Origin of the sequence: Mycobacterium sp. E1747, assembly GCF_001667775.1 — a bacterium.
Lineage (GTDB): Bacteria > Actinomycetota > Actinomycetes > Mycobacteriales > Mycobacteriaceae > Mycobacterium.
Genome location: NZ_LZJI01000246.1, coordinates 1 through 15,102 on the forward strand (window position 1 = coordinate 1; position 15,102 = coordinate 15,102).

General features: G+C 70.4%; 14 protein-coding genes and 1 pseudogene. 11 read left to right on the forward strand and 4 right to left on the reverse strand.

The genetic code is table 11. The features are described 5' to 3' along the window. Both A5695_RS25600 and A5695_RS25605 read left to right on the forward strand, forming a co-directional pair. A pseudogene (locus A5695_RS25600) lies at positions 1-381 on the forward strand (L-seryl-tRNA(Sec) selenium transferase); the annotation flags it as partial. After that, a complete protein-coding gene (locus A5695_RS25605) occupies positions 369-2,078 on the forward strand; it encodes a SelB C-terminal domain-containing protein (RefSeq protein WP_068089215.1) in 1,710 nt (569 codons plus the stop codon). The pseudogene A5695_RS25600 and the gene A5695_RS25605, both read left to right, overlap by 13 nt. On the opposite strand, the gene A5695_RS25610 is transcribed toward A5695_RS25605, so the two are convergent. Continuing rightward, on the reverse strand, positions 2,062-2,526 hold the full coding sequence (locus A5695_RS25610) for a GatB/YqeY domain-containing protein (protein ID WP_067270850.1): 465 nt from the start codon (positions 2,524-2,526) through the stop codon (positions 2,062-2,064). The genes A5695_RS25605 and A5695_RS25610 overlap by 17 nt on opposite strands. Between A5695_RS25610 and A5695_RS25615 the strand changes: the two genes are divergently transcribed. Genes A5695_RS25615 through A5695_RS25635 form a run of 5 tightly spaced genes read left to right on the forward strand, consistent with a single transcriptional unit; the run spans position 2,525 to position 7,940 of the window. Further along, positions 2,525-3,826, forward strand: coding sequence for a hypothetical protein (locus tag A5695_RS25615; protein WP_197515621.1), 1,302 nt, complete (start codon positions 2,525-2,527; stop codon positions 3,824-3,826). The genes A5695_RS25610 and A5695_RS25615 overlap by 2 nt on opposite strands. 13 nt (positions 3,827-3,839) lie before the next feature. Next, on the forward strand, positions 3,840-4,493 hold the full coding sequence (locus A5695_RS25620) for a DUF4129 domain-containing protein (RefSeq protein WP_068089218.1): 654 nt from the start codon (positions 3,840-3,842) through the stop codon (positions 4,491-4,493). Further along, complete coding sequence (locus A5695_RS25625; RefSeq protein WP_068089312.1) at positions 4,493-5,638, forward strand: DUF4350 domain-containing protein; 1,146 nt, start codon at positions 4,493-4,495, stop codon at positions 5,636-5,638. The genes A5695_RS25620 and A5695_RS25625 overlap by 1 nt, the downstream gene beginning before the upstream one ends. Then, on the forward strand, positions 5,635-6,618 hold the full coding sequence (locus A5695_RS25630) for a MoxR family ATPase (RefSeq protein WP_068089221.1): 984 nt from the start codon (positions 5,635-5,637) through the stop codon (positions 6,616-6,618). The genes A5695_RS25625 and A5695_RS25630 overlap by 4 nt, the downstream gene beginning before the upstream one ends. Further along, on the forward strand, positions 6,618-7,940 hold the full coding sequence (locus A5695_RS25635; protein ID WP_068089224.1) for a DUF58 domain-containing protein: 1,323 nt from the start codon (positions 6,618-6,620) through the stop codon (positions 7,938-7,940). The genes A5695_RS25630 and A5695_RS25635 overlap by 1 nt, the downstream gene beginning before the upstream one ends. A gap of 113 nt (positions 7,941-8,053) precedes the next feature. On the opposite strand, the gene A5695_RS25640 is transcribed toward A5695_RS25635, so the two are convergent. Beyond that, on the reverse strand, positions 8,054-9,046 hold the full coding sequence (locus A5695_RS25640) for a stage II sporulation protein M (protein ID WP_068089227.1): 993 nt from the start codon (positions 9,044-9,046) through the stop codon (positions 8,054-8,056). Positions 9,047-9,082: 36 nt separating this feature from the next. Here A5695_RS25640 and A5695_RS25645 point away from each other — a divergent pair, with 36 nt between their 5' ends. After that, positions 9,083-9,961, forward strand: a complete 879-nt coding sequence (locus tag A5695_RS25645; protein WP_068089230.1) for an RDD family protein — start codon at positions 9,083-9,085, stop codon at positions 9,959-9,961. A gap of 9 nt (positions 9,962-9,970) precedes the next feature. On the opposite strand, the gene A5695_RS25650 is transcribed toward A5695_RS25645, so the two are convergent. Further along, entirely contained in the window at positions 9,971-10,372 is a 402-nt protein-coding gene (locus A5695_RS25650; RefSeq protein WP_068089233.1) for a hypothetical protein, read from the reverse strand. A gap of 203 nt (positions 10,373-10,575) precedes the next feature. Between A5695_RS25650 and A5695_RS25655 the strand changes: the two genes are divergently transcribed. Next, positions 10,576-11,286 carry a PadR family transcriptional regulator gene (locus tag A5695_RS25655; RefSeq protein ID WP_068089236.1) on the forward strand — a complete coding sequence of 237 codons (711 nt, stop codon included), beginning with the start codon at positions 10,576-10,578 and terminating at the stop codon, positions 11,284-11,286. Positions 11,287-11,323: 37 nt separating this feature from the next. Here the strand turns inward: A5695_RS25655 and glpK are convergent, their stop codons facing one another. After that, positions 11,324-12,841, reverse strand: a complete 1,518-nt coding sequence (glpK, locus tag A5695_RS25660) for a glycerol kinase GlpK (protein ID WP_082946305.1) — start codon at positions 12,839-12,841, stop codon at positions 11,324-11,326. 85 nt (positions 12,842-12,926) lie between these two features. Between glpK and A5695_RS25665 the strand changes: the two genes are divergently transcribed. Both A5695_RS25665 and A5695_RS25670 read left to right on the forward strand, forming a co-directional pair. Beyond that, on the forward strand, positions 12,927-14,399 hold the full coding sequence (locus tag A5695_RS25665) for a glutamate--cysteine ligase (RefSeq protein WP_068089239.1): 1,473 nt from the start codon (positions 12,927-12,929) through the stop codon (positions 14,397-14,399). A 21-nt stretch (positions 14,400-14,420) separates the two neighbouring features. After that, positions 14,421-15,101, forward strand: coding sequence for a class I SAM-dependent methyltransferase (locus A5695_RS25670; RefSeq protein ID WP_068089243.1), 681 nt, complete (start codon positions 14,421-14,423; stop codon positions 15,099-15,101). Position 15,102: the final 1 nt, after the last annotated feature.

Here is a 15,102-nt window from a genome sequence, read left to right on the forward strand (position 1 = left end):
CCGGCGGCGCGCGCGCTGCGGGTCGACAAACTCACGCTCGCCGCGCTCGAAGCCACCCTGACCGGCCCGCCCCCGCCCGTGGCCGAGGCGTTGGTCGCCGACGTCGGCGAGTTGCGGGCCCGCGCCGCGTCGCTGGCCGCCGCCCTGCCGGGGGCCGAGGCGGTGGATTGCGTCGCGGCCGTCGGCGGGGGCGGGGCCCCGGACGTGCGGCTGCCGAGCGCCGCCGTCAGCCTGCCCGAGTCCTACGCCGCCGCCCTGCGCGCCGCCAGCCCGCCCGTCGTCGGGCGGCTGGAGGCGGGCCGCTGCCTGCTCGACCTGCGCACGGTGGCGCCGGAGGACGACGCGCTGCTGGCCGCGGCGGTGCGGGCATGTTCGTCCTAGCCACCGCCGGCCACGTCGACCACGGCAAGTCGACCCTGCTGCACCGGCTCACCGGCATGTGGCCAGACCGGCTGGCCGAGGAGCAGCGCCGCGGCCTGACGATCGACCTCGGGTTTGCCTGGACCGAGATCGGCGGCCGGCAGCTGGCGTTCGTCGACGTGCCCGGGCACGAACGGTTCGTCGCGAACATGCTCGCCGGCGTCGGCCCGGTCCCGGCGGTCCTGTTCGTCGTCGCCGCCACCGAGGGCTGGATGCCGCAGTCCGACGAGCACCTCGCGGCGCTGGATGCCCTCGGTGTCCGCCAGGGACTGCTGGTGATCAGCAAAGCGGACCTCGCCGATCCCGGCCCGGCCATCGAGCAGGCGCGCGAAAGATTCTCCGCCACCTCGCTCACCGATGTTCCCGTCGCGATCGGCACCGACCTGGACCAAGTGCGCGCGGGGCTGCTGGCGCTGACCGACCGGCTGCCGGTCCCCGACCCGGACGCCGACGTGCGGCTGTGGGTGGACCGGAGCTTCACCGTCCGGGGCGCGGGCACCGTCGTGACCGGCACCCTGGCCGCGGGCACGGTACGGGTGGGCGACGAGCTCGAGCACGCCGGCCGGCGCGTGACGGTTCGCGCGGTGCAATCGCTGGGCCGCGACCAGGCGGCGGTCGCTCCGGTGGCGCGCGTCGCGCTGAACCTGCGCGGAGTCGACCGCCAGCACATCGGCCGGGGCGACGCCGTCCGGACACCGGGTGCGTGGCTTGACACGACGGAGGTTGACGTCGCGCTGCGGTCGGCGGGGGCGTTACACCGGCAGCTGGTACTGCACGTCGGGTCCGCGGCCGTGCCGGTGCAGGTGCGTACGCTCGGGGCGGCGGCGGCCCGGCTGCGGCTGGCGAAGACCTTGCCGCTGCGCGTCGGGGACGTCGGGCTGCTGCGTGACCCCGGCGAGCACCGGATCGCGGCGGGCGTCGAAGTGCTCGACGTCCGGCCGCCTGCGCTGCGCCGCCGGGGCGCCGCGCGGGAGCGGGCCGCGGAGCTGGCGACCGGCGCGGCCCGCCCGCCCGCCTGCGCGCGGGCGGCCGAGCTGCGCGCGATGGGTCTGCCGCTCGTCGGCCGGCGGGTGGGCGACTGGGTGGTGGATCCCGACTGGTGGGCCGGTCGGCGCGACCGCGCGACCACGGCGGTTCGGCGTTGGGCGGAAGACCACGACCTCGCGGCGGGGATGCCGATGGAGACGTTGCGGCAGCGGGCCGGGCTGCCGGGGGCCGAATTGTTGCCGAAGCTGCTCGAGGGCACCGAACTTCAGGTGGTCGACGGCGTGGTCCGCGCACCGGGGGCGGGCCTGCCGGCCCGCGTCGACAAGGCGGTGCGCACCGTCGAGGAGTGGCTGGCCGCCGAGCCGTTTCGGGCGCCGGAGGCCGACGAACTGGCCGAGCTCAAGCTCGGCCCCCGGGAGCTGGCCGCGGCGGTACGCGCCGGGCGCCTAGCCCGGATCGCCGACGGCGTCGTGCTGGGAGCCGGCGCGTTGGAGCGGGCGGCCGGCGTCCTCGCGGGGCTGCCGCAGCCGTTCACCGTCAGCGACGCGCGCCGGGCGCTCGGCACCACCCGGCGCGTCGCGGTCCCGCTGCTGGAGCAGCTCGACGCCCGGCGGGTGACCAGGCGGGCCCCGGACGGCACTCGGGTGGTGCTGGCTACAGCCGCTCCTTGACCGCCGCCGACAAGCGCGCTCCGTCGGCCTTGCCGGCCGCGATCGCGGTGGCCGCCTTCATCACCAGGCCCATCTGCTTCATGCTTGGGCGCTCGCCGATCTCCTCGGCAACCTGGGCGATCGCGGTGTCGGCGACGTCGGCGAGTTCGGCCTCGGTGAGCGGCGTCGGAAGATATTCGTCGATGATGCGGGCTTCGGCGTGCTCGTTGGCGGCGAGTTCCCCGCGGCCGTTCTGCGTGTAGATCTCCGCCGATTCAGCCCGCTTGCGGGACTCCCGCGCCAGCACCTTGATCACTTCGTCGTCGGAGAGGTCCCTGGCCTGCTTGCCGGAGACCTCCTCGGTTTGGATCGCGGCGAGCAGTAGGCGCAGCGTCGCCGTGCGCAGCTTGTCCTTGCTCTTCATCGCGTCGGTAAGGTCGGCCCGCAGCCTGGATTTGAGTTCGGCCATGCCGAAGACGCTACGCGCCGACCGCCTGGCCATGATTGAGAAATGCCCGGACCACCGACAGGATGGAGCCCATGACGAACGACGGGCCCGCTTGCGAACAACACGGAACACGGTGACCGCGCCGCCCCCTGGCTATCCGGTTGGCCCGCCACCGGCCTACGGCCCCCCGCCCGGCTACGGCCCATCACCGGCCTACGGCCCGCCACCGGGCTACGGCCCCCCGCCGGGCTACGGCCCGCCACCGGCCTACGGCCCGCCACCGGGCTACGGGCCGCCACCCGGCTATGGGCCGCCGCCCGCGTGGCAGTACGGCCCGCCGCACCTGACTCCCGGGGCGGTCAAGCCCGGCATCATCCCGCTGCGACCGCTGACCCTGGGCGACATCTTCAACGGCGCGGTCGGCTACGTCCGGGCCAATCCCAAGGCGACGCTGGGGCTGACCGCCATCGTGGTGGTGGCCATTCAGATCATCACGAAGGTCGCCTTCTTCGGACCGTTGGCGGCCTACGGCAGGCTGACGACGGATCGGGCCGACGAGCTGACCACCGGGGTGATCGGCGCGTGGTTGACGTCGGTGGGCGCCGGCGCGGTGGTGGCCTGGCTGGGCGGCATGCTGCTGTCCGGGATGCTGACCGTCATCGTCGGGCGGGCGGTGTTCGGCACCCCGATCACCATCGGGGAAACCTGGGCCAAGCTTCGGGGCCGACTGCTGCCCCTGCTGGGTCTGGCGGCGCTGGAGGGGGCCGCGCTGGCGGTCATCGCCGGCCTGGTGGCGGTGATCATCGGGGTGCTGGCGGCCATCGGCCGTGCCGCCGCGGTCGTGGTCCTGGGTCTGCCGCTGGCGCTGGCCGTGACCGCGTTGCTGGTGTACCTGTACACCGTGGTGTCGTTCGCACCCGTCCTGATCGTGTTGGAGCGGCTGCCCGTCCTGGACGCCATCACTCGATCGTTCAGGCTGGTCCGCAACGGCTTCTGGCGGGTGCTGGGTATCCGGTTGCTCACTTTCCTGGTGACCTCGGTCGTCGGGGGTGCGGTCGCGGTGCCGTTCAACATCGTCAGCCAGTTCTTCATGATCACCTCCTCCACGGCCGCCTTCCTGGTGAGCACCGCGATCGCGTCGGTGGGCGGCGCGATAGGCGAGATCATCACGGCCCCGTTCAACGCAGGAGTCATCGCGCTGCTCTACACGGATCGCCGAATGCGCGCCGAAGCATTCGATCTCGTGCTGCAGACCGGCGCCGCCGGCGGGCCGTACGCGGGCGCCTCCACCGACAACCTCTGGCTGACCCGGCCGGTCTGAGGACGAGTGGACAGTGCCCTCCATCGACATCGACCGCGATGCCGCGCATCAGGCCGCCCAGGACGAGCTCAACAAGCCGATCTACTCCAAGGGCTCGGCCGGGCAGCAGATGGCCGAGTGGCTCAACGAGCTCATTTACCGGCTGTTACAGAAGACCGCCTCATTTCCCGGCGGGTGGCTCACGGCCACTGTGCTTTTCATCATGCTGGCAATCGCATTGGCGGTCGCGATCCACATCGCGCGGCGCACCATGCGCACCAACCGCGGCGGTGACTACCAGCTGTTCGAAGCCGCGCAGCTCACCGCGGCCCAGCATCGTGCGACGGCCGAAGACTATGCGGCCCAAGGACAATGGGCCGCGGCGATTCGGCACCGGCTGCGGGCGGTCGCCCGCCAGCTCGAAGAGACCGGCGTGCTGAACCCGGCACCCGGCCGGACCGCCAATGAACTGGCCGTCGACGCCGGTGCCGCACTGCCCCATCTCGCCGGTGAATTAGCGCAGGCCGCAACGGCTTTCAATGACGTCACCTACGGCGAGCAGCCCGGAACCCAGAGCGCGTACCAGATGATCGCCGACCTCGACGACCACCTGCGCTCCCGCTCTGCGGCCGTTTCCGCGGATGCCGGGCGGCCCGCCGCACCCGACTCATGGGCGCAGGTGCGGTGATGACGACCACCACGCGTCCCTACGCCGCGAGCCCGACGGCATTGCAGCGCTGGCGATCCTGGCGCTGGGTGATCCTCACCCTGATCGTGCTCGCCGTCATCGCCGGCGTCGATGCCTACCTGACCGCGCCGCGTCCCGGAGCGCGGATGGATCCGGCGTCGACGGGTCCCGACGGTGCCCACGCGCTGGTCGCGCTGCTGCGCGGCGGCGGGGTCGACGTCGTTGTCGCCGACAGCATCGCCGATGTCGAACGGGCGGCGCGTCCGGACGCACTGATCCTGGTGGCCCAGAGCCAATATCTCACCGAGCCGCTGCTGGACCGGCTGTCCGGGGCGCCCGGCGATCTGCTGCTGGTGGAACCCACCTCACGCACCCGCGAGGCGCTGATGCCCGGCCTGCGCGTCTCGGCGGCCGACGCCTTCGACAGCGACCCCGATTGCCCTTTGCGCGAGGCGACCCGGGCCGGACCGGTTCGATTCGGCCCCAGCGACACCTACCGCGCCACCGACGGCCGGCCGTTAACCCGTTGCTACGACGGCGCGCTCGTCCGCTTCCGGGACGGCGGGCGGACCATCACCGCGGTCGGCAGCACCGACTTCCTGACCAACGGCGCCCTGTTGCAGGCGGGCAACGCCGCCCTGGCGATGAACCTCGCGGGTGCCCGCCCCCGGCTCGTCTGGTACGCGCCCCACCGCATCGAGGGCGAAGCGGCGCCGTCCGGCTCGATCGCCGACCTCATCCCGCAGAACGTGACGTGGATCGTCTGGCAACTGTGTTTGGTCGTGCTGCTAGTTGCCCTGTGGCGAGGCCGGCGGCCCGGCCCGCTGGTCGCCGAGGAACTGCCCGTCGTGGTGCGCGCGTCGGAGACCGTCGAGGGCCGCGGCCGGCTGTACCGGTCCCGCCGGGCGCGTGACCGCGCCGCCGCCGCGCTACGCACCGCCACGCTGCAGCGGCTGCTGCCCCGGCTCGGCCTGAACGCCGGCGCGTCGGCGCCCGCGGTGGCGGGCGCGGTGGCCGCCCGCAGCGGGGCGGATCCGGCGTTCGTGTCCTACCAGCTGTTCGGTCCGCCCCCGGCGACCGACAACGACCTGTTACAACTTGCCCGTGCGCTCGACGACATCGAAAGGCAGGTCACACGGACGTGACGCAGACCCCTTCCCCCGCAGAGGCCACCCCCACGGCTGAGTCGGCGCGAGATGCGCTGCTGGCGTTGCGCGGCGAGCTCGCCAAGGCCGTCGTCGGACAGGAAGGCGTGGTCAGTGGCCTGGTGATCGCGCTGTTGTGTCGCGGCCACGTGTTACTGGAAGGCGTTCCGGGAGTGGCGAAGACGCTGCTGGTGCGAGCGCTGGCGGCCGCGTTACGGTTGGAGTTCAAGCGGGTGCAGTTCACTCCCGACCTGATGCCCGGCGACGTCACGGGGTCGCTGGTGTACGACGCACGCACCGCCGCGTTCACGTTCCGGCCCGGTCCGGTGTTCACCAATCTCCTGTTGGCCGACGAGATCAACCGCACCCCGCCGAAAACGCAGGCCGCGCTCCTCGAGGCCATGGAAGAGCGGCAGGTCAGTGTGGAAGGCGTGGCCCAGCCCCTGCCAGACCCGTTCATCGTCGCCGCGACGCAGAACCCCGTCGAATACGAGGGTACCTACCAGTTGCCCGAAGCCCAGCTGGATCGCTTCCTGCTGAAGCTGAATGTGACTCTGCCGCCGCGGGATTCGGAGATCGCCATCCTCGGTCGGCACGCCCACGGATTTGATCCGCGCGACCTGTCGGCGATCAAACCGGTGGCCGGGCCCGCCGAACTGGCGGCCGGTCGCGACGCCGTGCGGCAGGTACTGGTCGCCGATGAGGTACTGGGCTACATCGTCGACATCGTCGGGGCCACCCGGTCCTCGCCCGCGCTGCAGCTCGGCGTCTCTCCGCGCGGGGCGACGGCGCTGTTGGCCACCGCCCGTTCCTGGGCCTGGCTGTCCGGGCGCAACTACGTCACCCCCGACGACGTGAAGGCGATGGCGCGCCCGACGCTGCGGCACCGGGTGATGTTGCGCCCCGAGGCCGAACTCGAAGGGGCCACCCCCGACGGCGTCCTCGACGGGATCTTGGCGTCGGTCCCGGTGCCCCGGTAGTGGTCCTGACCGGACGCACCGGGCTGGTCGCGCTGATGTGCGTCCTGCCCATCGCGCTGTCCCCTTGGCCGGCAAGGACTTTCGGTGTCCTGCTGATCACCCTTTTGGGGGTGGTGATGCTGGACATCGCGCTGGCGGCCAGCACCCGCAAGTTGCGTTACGTCCGGTCGCCGGACCGCTCCGCCCGGCTCGCGCAGCAGGTGGACGTCGGGCTGCTGATCCACAACGACGGCCGGCGGCGGTTCCGCGGCCAGGTTCGCGACGCCTGGCCGCCCAGCGCGGGCGCGCGGCCGCGCATCCATCCCGTGAACATCCCCGCCGGGCAGCATCAGCACGTGCAGTCCCAACTACGGCCGGTCCGCCGCGGCGAGCAGCGCGCGGCGGTGGTCACCGCCCGATCCATCGGCCCGCTCGGACTGGCGGGACGGCAGGGTTCGCAAGCGGTGCCGGGACTGCTTCGGGTGCTGCCGCCCTTTCTGTCCCGCAAGCACCTGCCGGCGCGGCTGGCCAAACTGCGTGAGATCGACGGACTGCTCCCCACGCTGATCCGCGGGCAGGGAACGGAATTCGACTCACTGCGCGAGTATGTCGTCGGTGACGACGTGCGGTCGATCGACTGGCGCGCCACCGCCCGTCGCGCCGACGTCGTCGTGCGCACCTGGCGCCCCGAACGCGACCGGCGCGTGGTGATCGTGCTGGACACCGGGCGCACCGCGGCGGGCCGGGTGGGCGTCGACCCGACCGCCGCCGACCCCGCGGGCTGGCCGCGGCTGGACTGGTCGATGGATGCCGCGTTGCTGCTGGCGGCGCTCGCGTCGCGGGCCGGTGACCACGTCGACTTCCTCGCCCATGACCGGGTCACCCGAGCCGGCGTTTTCGGGGCGTCGCGCACCGAGCTGCTCGCGCATCTCGTCGAGGCGATGGCTCCCCTGCAACCGGCGTTGCTCGAACCTGATTGGACCGCAATGGTTTCCGCCATCGCACGACGGGCCCGTCGGCGTTCACTCGTGGTGCTGCTGACCGACCTCAACGCGACCGCTCTCGACGAGGGTCTGCTGCCGGTGCTGCCGCAGCTGTCGGCGAAGCACCACCTGATGGTCGCGGCCGTCGCGGACCCGCGTGTGGATCAAATGGCCGAGGGCCGTTGGGATCCCGCCGCCGTCTACGACGCGGCGGCCGCCGAACGATCCCGCAATGACCGCCGCGCGATCGCCACGCGGCTGCGCCGCAGCGGTGTGGAGGTTGTCGACGCCCCGCCCGCCGAGCTTGCGCCCGCCCTGGCTGACCGCTACCTGGCGATGAAGGCCACCGGCCGGCTTTAGCCCGCCGACGATGCACGCCGCGCAACGGCGTGAGAAGAAAGCGGGCAATCGACTTTAGCCCGCCGACGATGCACGCCGGCGCAACCGCGTGCGAAGGAAGCGGGAAATCGGCTTTAGCCGGTGGGAATCACGTCCGGCGCGTCCTCGATGTCACCGGTCTCACCGGTCCGCACGGCGCGGCGACCGAAGTACACGATGTAGGCGAGGAACGCCACCTCGGCGATGACCCCGATACCGACCCGAACGAAAGTCGGCAGCGGCGAGGGCGTGACCAGCGCCTCGATCAGCCCCGAGACCAGCAGCACGCCGGCCAGCCCGATGGCGACCGAGACGACGGCGCGACCCTGTTCCGCGAGCGCCTGCCCCCGCGGCCGGTCCCCGGGGGCGATCACCGACCACCCCAGCCGCATCCCGGCGCCCCCGGCCAGGAACACCGCCGTGAGCTCCAGCAGCCCGTGCGGTATCAACAGACCCAGCAGCAGGCCGCCCTTGCCGGCCTGGAACATCAGCCCGGAGATCAATCCCAGGTTGGCGGCGTTCTGGAAGAGGACGAACGGAATCGGCAGCCCAAGTAGGACCGACGACGCGATGCACTGCGCCGACACCCAGGAGTTGTTCACCCAGATCTGCAGGGCGAACGCGGCGGCGGGATGTTCGCTGTAATAGGCGGCGATGTCGTGGTTGACCAATTGTTCGATGTCGCTTGGGTTTCCGGCGGCCGACTGCACTTCCGGATTGCCGGCCACCCAGAAGGCGATGACCACGGCCACGGCGTAGAAAGCCACCGCGGTACCCAGCCACCACCGCCACGACCGGTAGGCGACCACCGGGAAGGACACCGTCCAAAACCGCACGAAGGTGCTGCTCAACGGCGCATGGGCGCCGGTCACCACGGAGCGTGCGCGCGCGACCAGACTCGAGAGCCGACCGATCAGCAGCGAGTCTGACGACGCTGAGCGCAACGTCGACAGGTGGGTGGACACCCGCTGGTACAGCTCCACCAGTTCGTCGACTTCGGCGCCGGTCAGCGAGCGACGTTTCCCGACCAGCCGGTCCAGGCGGTCCCAGGTGCTGCGATGGGCCAGCACGAATGCGTCGACGTCCACCCTGCGCAGCCTAATCGCCCTGTACCGTTCGGTGTTATGTCGGAGGTGGTGACCGGTGACGCCGTCGTACTCGACGTGCAGATCGCCCAGTTGCCGGTGCGGGCTTTGAGCGCACTGATCGATATCGCCGTGATGGTCGTCTGCTATCTGCTCGGACTGATGTTGTGGGCCGCCACGCTGACCCAGTACGACGCGGCACTGAGCACGGCCGTGCTGCTCATCTTCACGGTGCTGGTGCTCCTCGGCTATCCGGTGACACTCGAAACGGCAACACGCGGACGCTCGGTGGGCAAGATCGCGATGGGCCTGCGCGTGGTGTCCGACGACGGCGGCCCAGAGCGGTTCCGGCAGGCCCTGTTTCGGGCCCTGGCCGCGGTGGTGGAGATCTGGATGCTGTTCGGGAGTCCGGCGGTCATCTGCAGCATCCTGTCGCCGAAGGCCAAGCGGATCGGCGATATCTTCGCCGGCACGGTGGTGGTGAACGAACGCGGGCCTCGGCTGGGTCCCCCGCCGGTGATGCCCCCGTCGCTGGCCTGGTGGGCCTCGTCGCTTCAACTTTCCGGCCTGTCCCCCGGCCAGGCCGAAGTCGCACGGCAATTCCTTTCGCGCGCACCGCAACTAGATCGCCAGTTGCGTCACCAGATGGCATACCGCATCGCCGGCGACGTGGTGTCCCGCATCGCGCCGCCACCCCCGCCGGGCGCGCCGCCGGAGCTGGTGCTCGCCGCCGTGCTAGCCGAACGGCACCGCCGCGAATTGGCCCGGCTGCGTCCCGCAATGCCGCAGCCTGCCCCCGCGCCGTGGCCATCCTGGTCGCCTGCGCCACCACAACAACCCGTGCCGTGGCCGGACGCGGGTGCGACACAGCAGGCCCCGTCGAATCCCGCCCCGGGCGGTTTCTCGCCGCCGAGCTGACGGGCCGCGCTAGCTGGAGACGCTCGCCGCCATCAGCAGGACGTCGGCGATCAACAGCGCCCAACCGAACAGGGGAACCGCGATCCCGCCGCGACGCTTGGCGGTGAACAGCGAAATGACGATCACCACGACGGCGACCGCGGGGGCGCCGTAGAACGCGACCCCGAAATTGATTCCACCGTGGCCCAGGTTGGGGCAACTGCGATCGGCGCAGCCGTCGGTGCTCATCACCGCACCCAGCGCGAAAAGCATCACGATGGCGGCGGCGGGCACTGTGGCCAGCGCCAGCGCCCAGTTGGCCCACGGCCACACGTTGCGGTTGCCACTTCTGGGACCGCTGCCACCCTGCGCGGGGCCGGTCACGCCGGACGTTCCGCCACCTACCGCAAGGTTGGAGTTATCAGCGTTCATCCCAGAGGTCCTACCCGCCGCCCGTCACGCGCAAACCGGACGGGGTATGCCGGTGGCGGGCCGGCGCAGTCGCCGAACCGCAGGTCATCGGCGCTTCCAACATCTGCTAGGCCCGACCGTTGCATCGCGATCGTTTCCGATATATCGTGATACTTCGAAGCGCACAGTCGGTGCGCAATACCGAGAACGTAAGGACTCCAACCATGAGCAACCACCCATTCATTCCACCCGTCGGACCGTTCGCCGGTCCGGGCTTCGGCTTCGCAGCCGGTCCGGGGCAACTGCGCGCCCTGCACGGCGCCAGGCGCCACGCCCGGCGCGAATTCTTCGAGAACCTCCGCGACCACGCGGGCGAACAGGGTTTCGGCCCAGGCTTCGGTCCCGGGTTCGGGCCGGGTTTCGGTCCCGGGTTCGGCCCGGGTTTCGGTTTCGGCCCGGGCGGCCGGCGCGGCGGATGGCGGCGCGGCGGCCCCGGCCGCGGCAAGCGCGGTGACGTCCGCGCGGCCATCCTGGCGCTGCTGGCCCAGCGGCCGATGCACGGCTACGAGATGATCCAACAGATCGCCGAGCGCAGTAACGGGCTCTGGAAGCCCAGCCCCGGTTCGGTCTATCCCACGCTGCAGTTGCTGACCGACGAGGGGCTGATCACCGCGAGCGAGAGTGAGGGCAGCAAGAAGCTGTTCGAGCTCACCGACGAGGGCCGCGCGGCGGCCGAGAAGGTCGAGACCCCGCCGTGGGACGAGATCGCCGAAGGGGCCGACCCGGGTCACATGAACCTGCGGGCGGCTATCGGTCAACTGTTCGGCGCGGTCGCGCAGTCCGCGCACACCGCCACCGCCGAGCAGCAGCAGCGGATCGTCGAGATCCTCAACAACGCGCGACGCGAGGTCTACGGCATCCTGGGCGAAGACTGAGCCCTGGCGCACAACGGACCCTGGATCAGGTCACTGATCAAGTTACCGAGACCCAATCCAGGGTCCGCTGCACCGCCTTACGCCAGCCCGCGTAGCCGGCGGCGCGCTGCTCGTCGGTCCACGCCGGCGTCCACCGCTTGTCTTCGTGCCAGTTCGCCCGCAGGTCGGACGGGTCGGCCCAGAAACCCACCGCCAGACCCGCCGCGTAGGCCGCGCCCAGCGCGGTCGTTTCGGCGACCACCGGCCGCACCACGTCGACGCCGAGCACATCGGCCTGAATCTGCATGCAGAGGTCATTGGCGGTGATGCCGCCGTCCACCTTCAACACCTCAAGGCGCACACCGGAATCCGCCGCCATCGCGTCCACCACGTCGCGGCTCTGGTAACAGATCGCCTCGAGCGTCGCGCGGGCGAGGTGCGCGTTGGTGTTGAACCGCGACAACCCCACGATCGCGCCGCGGGCGTCGGATCGCCAATAGGGCGCGAACAGTCCGGAGAACGCCGGGACGAAATACACCCCACCGTTGTCGGCTACCTGACGCGCCAACGACTCGCTTTGCGCGGCGCCGCTGATGATGCCCAACTGGTCGCGCAGCCATTGCACCGCAGCGCCGGTGACCGCGATCGAACCTTCAAGCGCGTACACGGGTTTGGCGTCGCCAAACTGGTAACAGACGGTGGTCAGCAGCCCGTTGTTCGACCGCACGATCGTCTCGCCGGTGTTGAGCAGCAGGAAATTTCCGGTGCCGTAGGTGTTTTTCGCCTCGCCCTCCGACAGGCACACCTGGCCCACCATCGCCGCGTGCTGGTCACCGAGGACCCCCGTGATCGGCACCTCGCCACCGACCGGCCCGGTTTGCGCGGAGACGCCGTATGGCTGCGGCGACGACGACGGCGCGATCGCCGGCAGCATCGCGCGCGGGATGGCGAAGAACGACAGCAGATCGTCGTCCCAGTCGAGCGTTTCGAGGTCCATCAGCATGGTCCGGCTGGCGTTGGTCACGTCGGTGACGTGCACGCCGCCACGCGGACCGCCGGTCAGATTCCACAGCACCCAGGTGTCCGGGGTGCCGAACAGGGCGTCGCCGCTTTCGGCGGCCTCGCGCACGCCGTCGACGTTGTCCAGGATCCATTGCAATTTGCCGCCGGAGAAGTACGTCGCCGGCGGCAGACCCGCCTTGCGGCGGATCACCTCACCGCGGCCGTCGCGTTCCAGCGCCGACGCGATGCGGTCGGTGCGGGTGTCCTGCCAGACGATGGCGTTGTAATAGGGCCGCCCGGTGCGCCGATTCCAGACCAGCGTGGTTTCCCGCTGATTCGTGATGCCAAGGGCAGCAATGTCTTTGGCAGCCAAATTGGCGCGGTTCAGCACCGACATCAGCACCGAGGAGGTACGCTCCCAGATTTCGACCGGGTCGTGCTCGACCCAGCCGGCGCGGGGCAGGATCTGTTCGTGCTCGAGTTGATGGCGAGCCACTTCGGCGCCGTCGCGATCGAAGATCATGCAACGCGTGCTGGTGGTTCCCTGGTCGATGGCGGCGACAAAGTCGGACACGTCAGGAGTCCATCATGGTCTGCCCGACCGGACAAGCTCACCGCGTAGCTTGCTTTACCGCCGACAACCCTGTTCCATCGGCGTTGTGGGCGAACAGGTCAAGCGCACCACGTACAACAGCGCACATCGGCGGGAATACCGGCGCAAGCTTCAGCTATGCCTGGACGTATTCGCGACGATGCTGGCGCGTTCGCGCTTTGACTCCGACAAGCCGCTCACCGGCATGGAAATCGAGTGCAACCTGGTCGACGCCGATTACCAGCCGGCGATGTCGAACCGCGACGTGCTGGACGCCATCGGGGATCCGGCGTTCCAGCCGGAATTGGGCGCCTACAACATCGAATTCAACGTGCCGCCCCACGCCCTGCCCGGACACACCGCGCTGGACCTGGAAGCTGAGGTGCGGGCCAGCCTGAACGACGCAGAGACCAAGGCCGGCCTGGGTGGGGCGCACATCGTGATGATCGGAATCCTGCCCACGCTGATGCCCGAGCATCTGGCCACCGGTTGGATGAGCGACTCACGCCGGTACGCCGCGCTCAACGACTCGATCTTCACCGCACGCGGCGAGGACATCCCGATCAACATCTCCGGCCCCGAACCGCTGAGCTGGCAGGCCGTGTCGATAGCGCCCGAATCCGCTTGCACCAGCATCCAATTGCACCTGCAGGTCGCCCCGGAGATGTTCGCCGCCAACTGGAACGCTGCTCAGGCGGTGGCCGGACCGCAGCTGGCGCTCGGCGCCAACTCGCCGTACTTCTTCGGCCACCAGCTGTGGTCCGAGACGCGCATCGAACTGTTCACGCAGTCCACCGACACCCGGCCCGAGGAGCTGAAGTCCCAGGGCGTGCGGCCGCGGGTGTGGTTCGGCGAAAGGTGGATCTCCTCGGTCCTCGACCTGTACCGGGAGAACATCCGCTACTTCCCGCCCCTGTTGCCCGAGGTGTCCGACGAGGATCCGCTCGCCGAGCTGGCCGCCGGGCGGGCACCGCGGCTGTCCGAGATGCGGCTGCACAGCGGCACCGTGTACCGGTGGAACCGGCCGGTCTACGACGTGGTCAACGGGCGGCCGCACCTGCGGCTGGAGAATCGGGTGTTGCCGGCCGGCCCGACCGTGGTGGACATGCTGGCGAATTCGGCCTTCTTCTACGGCCTGTTGCGCAGTCTGTCCGAGGATCACGATCCGGTCTGGGCGAGCATGGATTTCGCTGCGGCACAGTCGAATTTCCTCGAGGCGGCACGCAATGGAATCGATGCCCGGCTGCAGTGGCCTGGTGTGGGCGACGTGCGGGCCACCACGCTGGTTCTCGACACGCTGCTGCCCATCGCCGACGAGGGGCTGCGCCGCTGGGGCGTCGACGCCGAGGTGCGGGACCGCTTCCTGGGGGTCATCGAGGGCCGCGCCCGAACCGGCCGCAACGGCGCCAGCTGGCAGGTGTCGACAGTGCGCGCGCTGGAAGACACCGGAATGACCCGTCCCGCGGCGCTGGCCGAGATGCTGCGCCGGTACTGCGAGCACATGCACGCCAACGAACCGGTGCACACCTGGCAATCATGACCGCGGAGTACGTTGAAAATCATGCCGAACGATCAGGTCATGGATTGGGACAGCGCGTACCGCGAGCAGGCGCACTTCCAGGGCCCGCCGCCGTGGAACATCGGTGAGCCGCAACCGGAGCTGGCCGCGCTGGCCGCGGCCGGGAAGTTCCGCAGCGACGTGCTGGATGCCGGCTGCGGGGTCGCCGAGTTGTCGTTGGCGCTGGCCGCGCAGGGCTACACGGTGGTCGGTGTCGACCTCACGCCGACCGCCGTCGCGGCGGCGACCAAGGCCGCCCAGGAGCGTGGCCTGACCACGGCCAGCTTCGTGCAGGCGGACATCACGTCGTTGCGCGGTTATGACGGCCGGTTCTCGACGATCGTGGATTCCACGCTGTTTCATTCATTGCCCGTCGACGGCCGCGATGGCTACCTGAGCTCCATCCACCGCGCGGCCGCGCCGGGGGCCGGCCTGTTTGTCCTGGTGTTCGCCAAGGGCGCCTTTCCCGCCGAGATGGAGCCGAAGCCCAACGAGGTCGACGAGGACGAACTTCGCGCCGCAGTGAGCAAGTATTGGGAGGTTGACGAGATCCGCCCGGCCTACATCCTGTCGAACGCCGTCGAGATTCCCGACGCGCCCTTCGAATTCCCGCCGCATGACCGCGACGAGAAGGGCCGGATCAAGATGCCCGCCTACCTGCTGACGGCGCACAAGGCGGGGTGAT

Coding starts and splice junctions, on each gene's coding strand:
- A5695_RS25605 (WP_068089215.1), top strand. CDS start 369: ATGTTCGTCCTAGCCACCGCCGGCCACGTCGACCACGGCAAGTCGACC.
- A5695_RS25615 (WP_197515621.1), top strand. CDS start 2,525: ATGCCGAAGACGCTACGCGCCGACCGCCTGGCCATGATTGAGAAATGC.
- A5695_RS25610 (WP_067270850.1), bottom strand. CDS start 2,526: ATGGCCGAACTCAAATCCAGGCTGCGGGCCGACCTTACCGACGCGATG.
- A5695_RS25625 (WP_068089312.1), top strand. CDS start 4,493: ATGACGACCACCACGCGTCCCTACGCCGCGAGCCCGACGGCATTGCAG.
- A5695_RS25645 (WP_068089230.1), top strand. CDS start 9,083: ATGTCGGAGGTGGTGACCGGTGACGCCGTCGTACTCGACGTGCAGATC.
- A5695_RS25650 (WP_068089233.1), bottom strand. CDS start 10,372: ATGAACGCTGATAACTCCAACCTTGCGGTAGGTGGCGGAACGTCCGGC.
- A5695_RS25655 (WP_068089236.1), top strand. CDS start 10,576: ATGAGCAACCACCCATTCATTCCACCCGTCGGACCGTTCGCCGGTCCG.
- A5695_RS25670 (WP_068089243.1), top strand. CDS start 14,421: ATGCCGAACGATCAGGTCATGGATTGGGACAGCGCGTACCGCGAGCAG.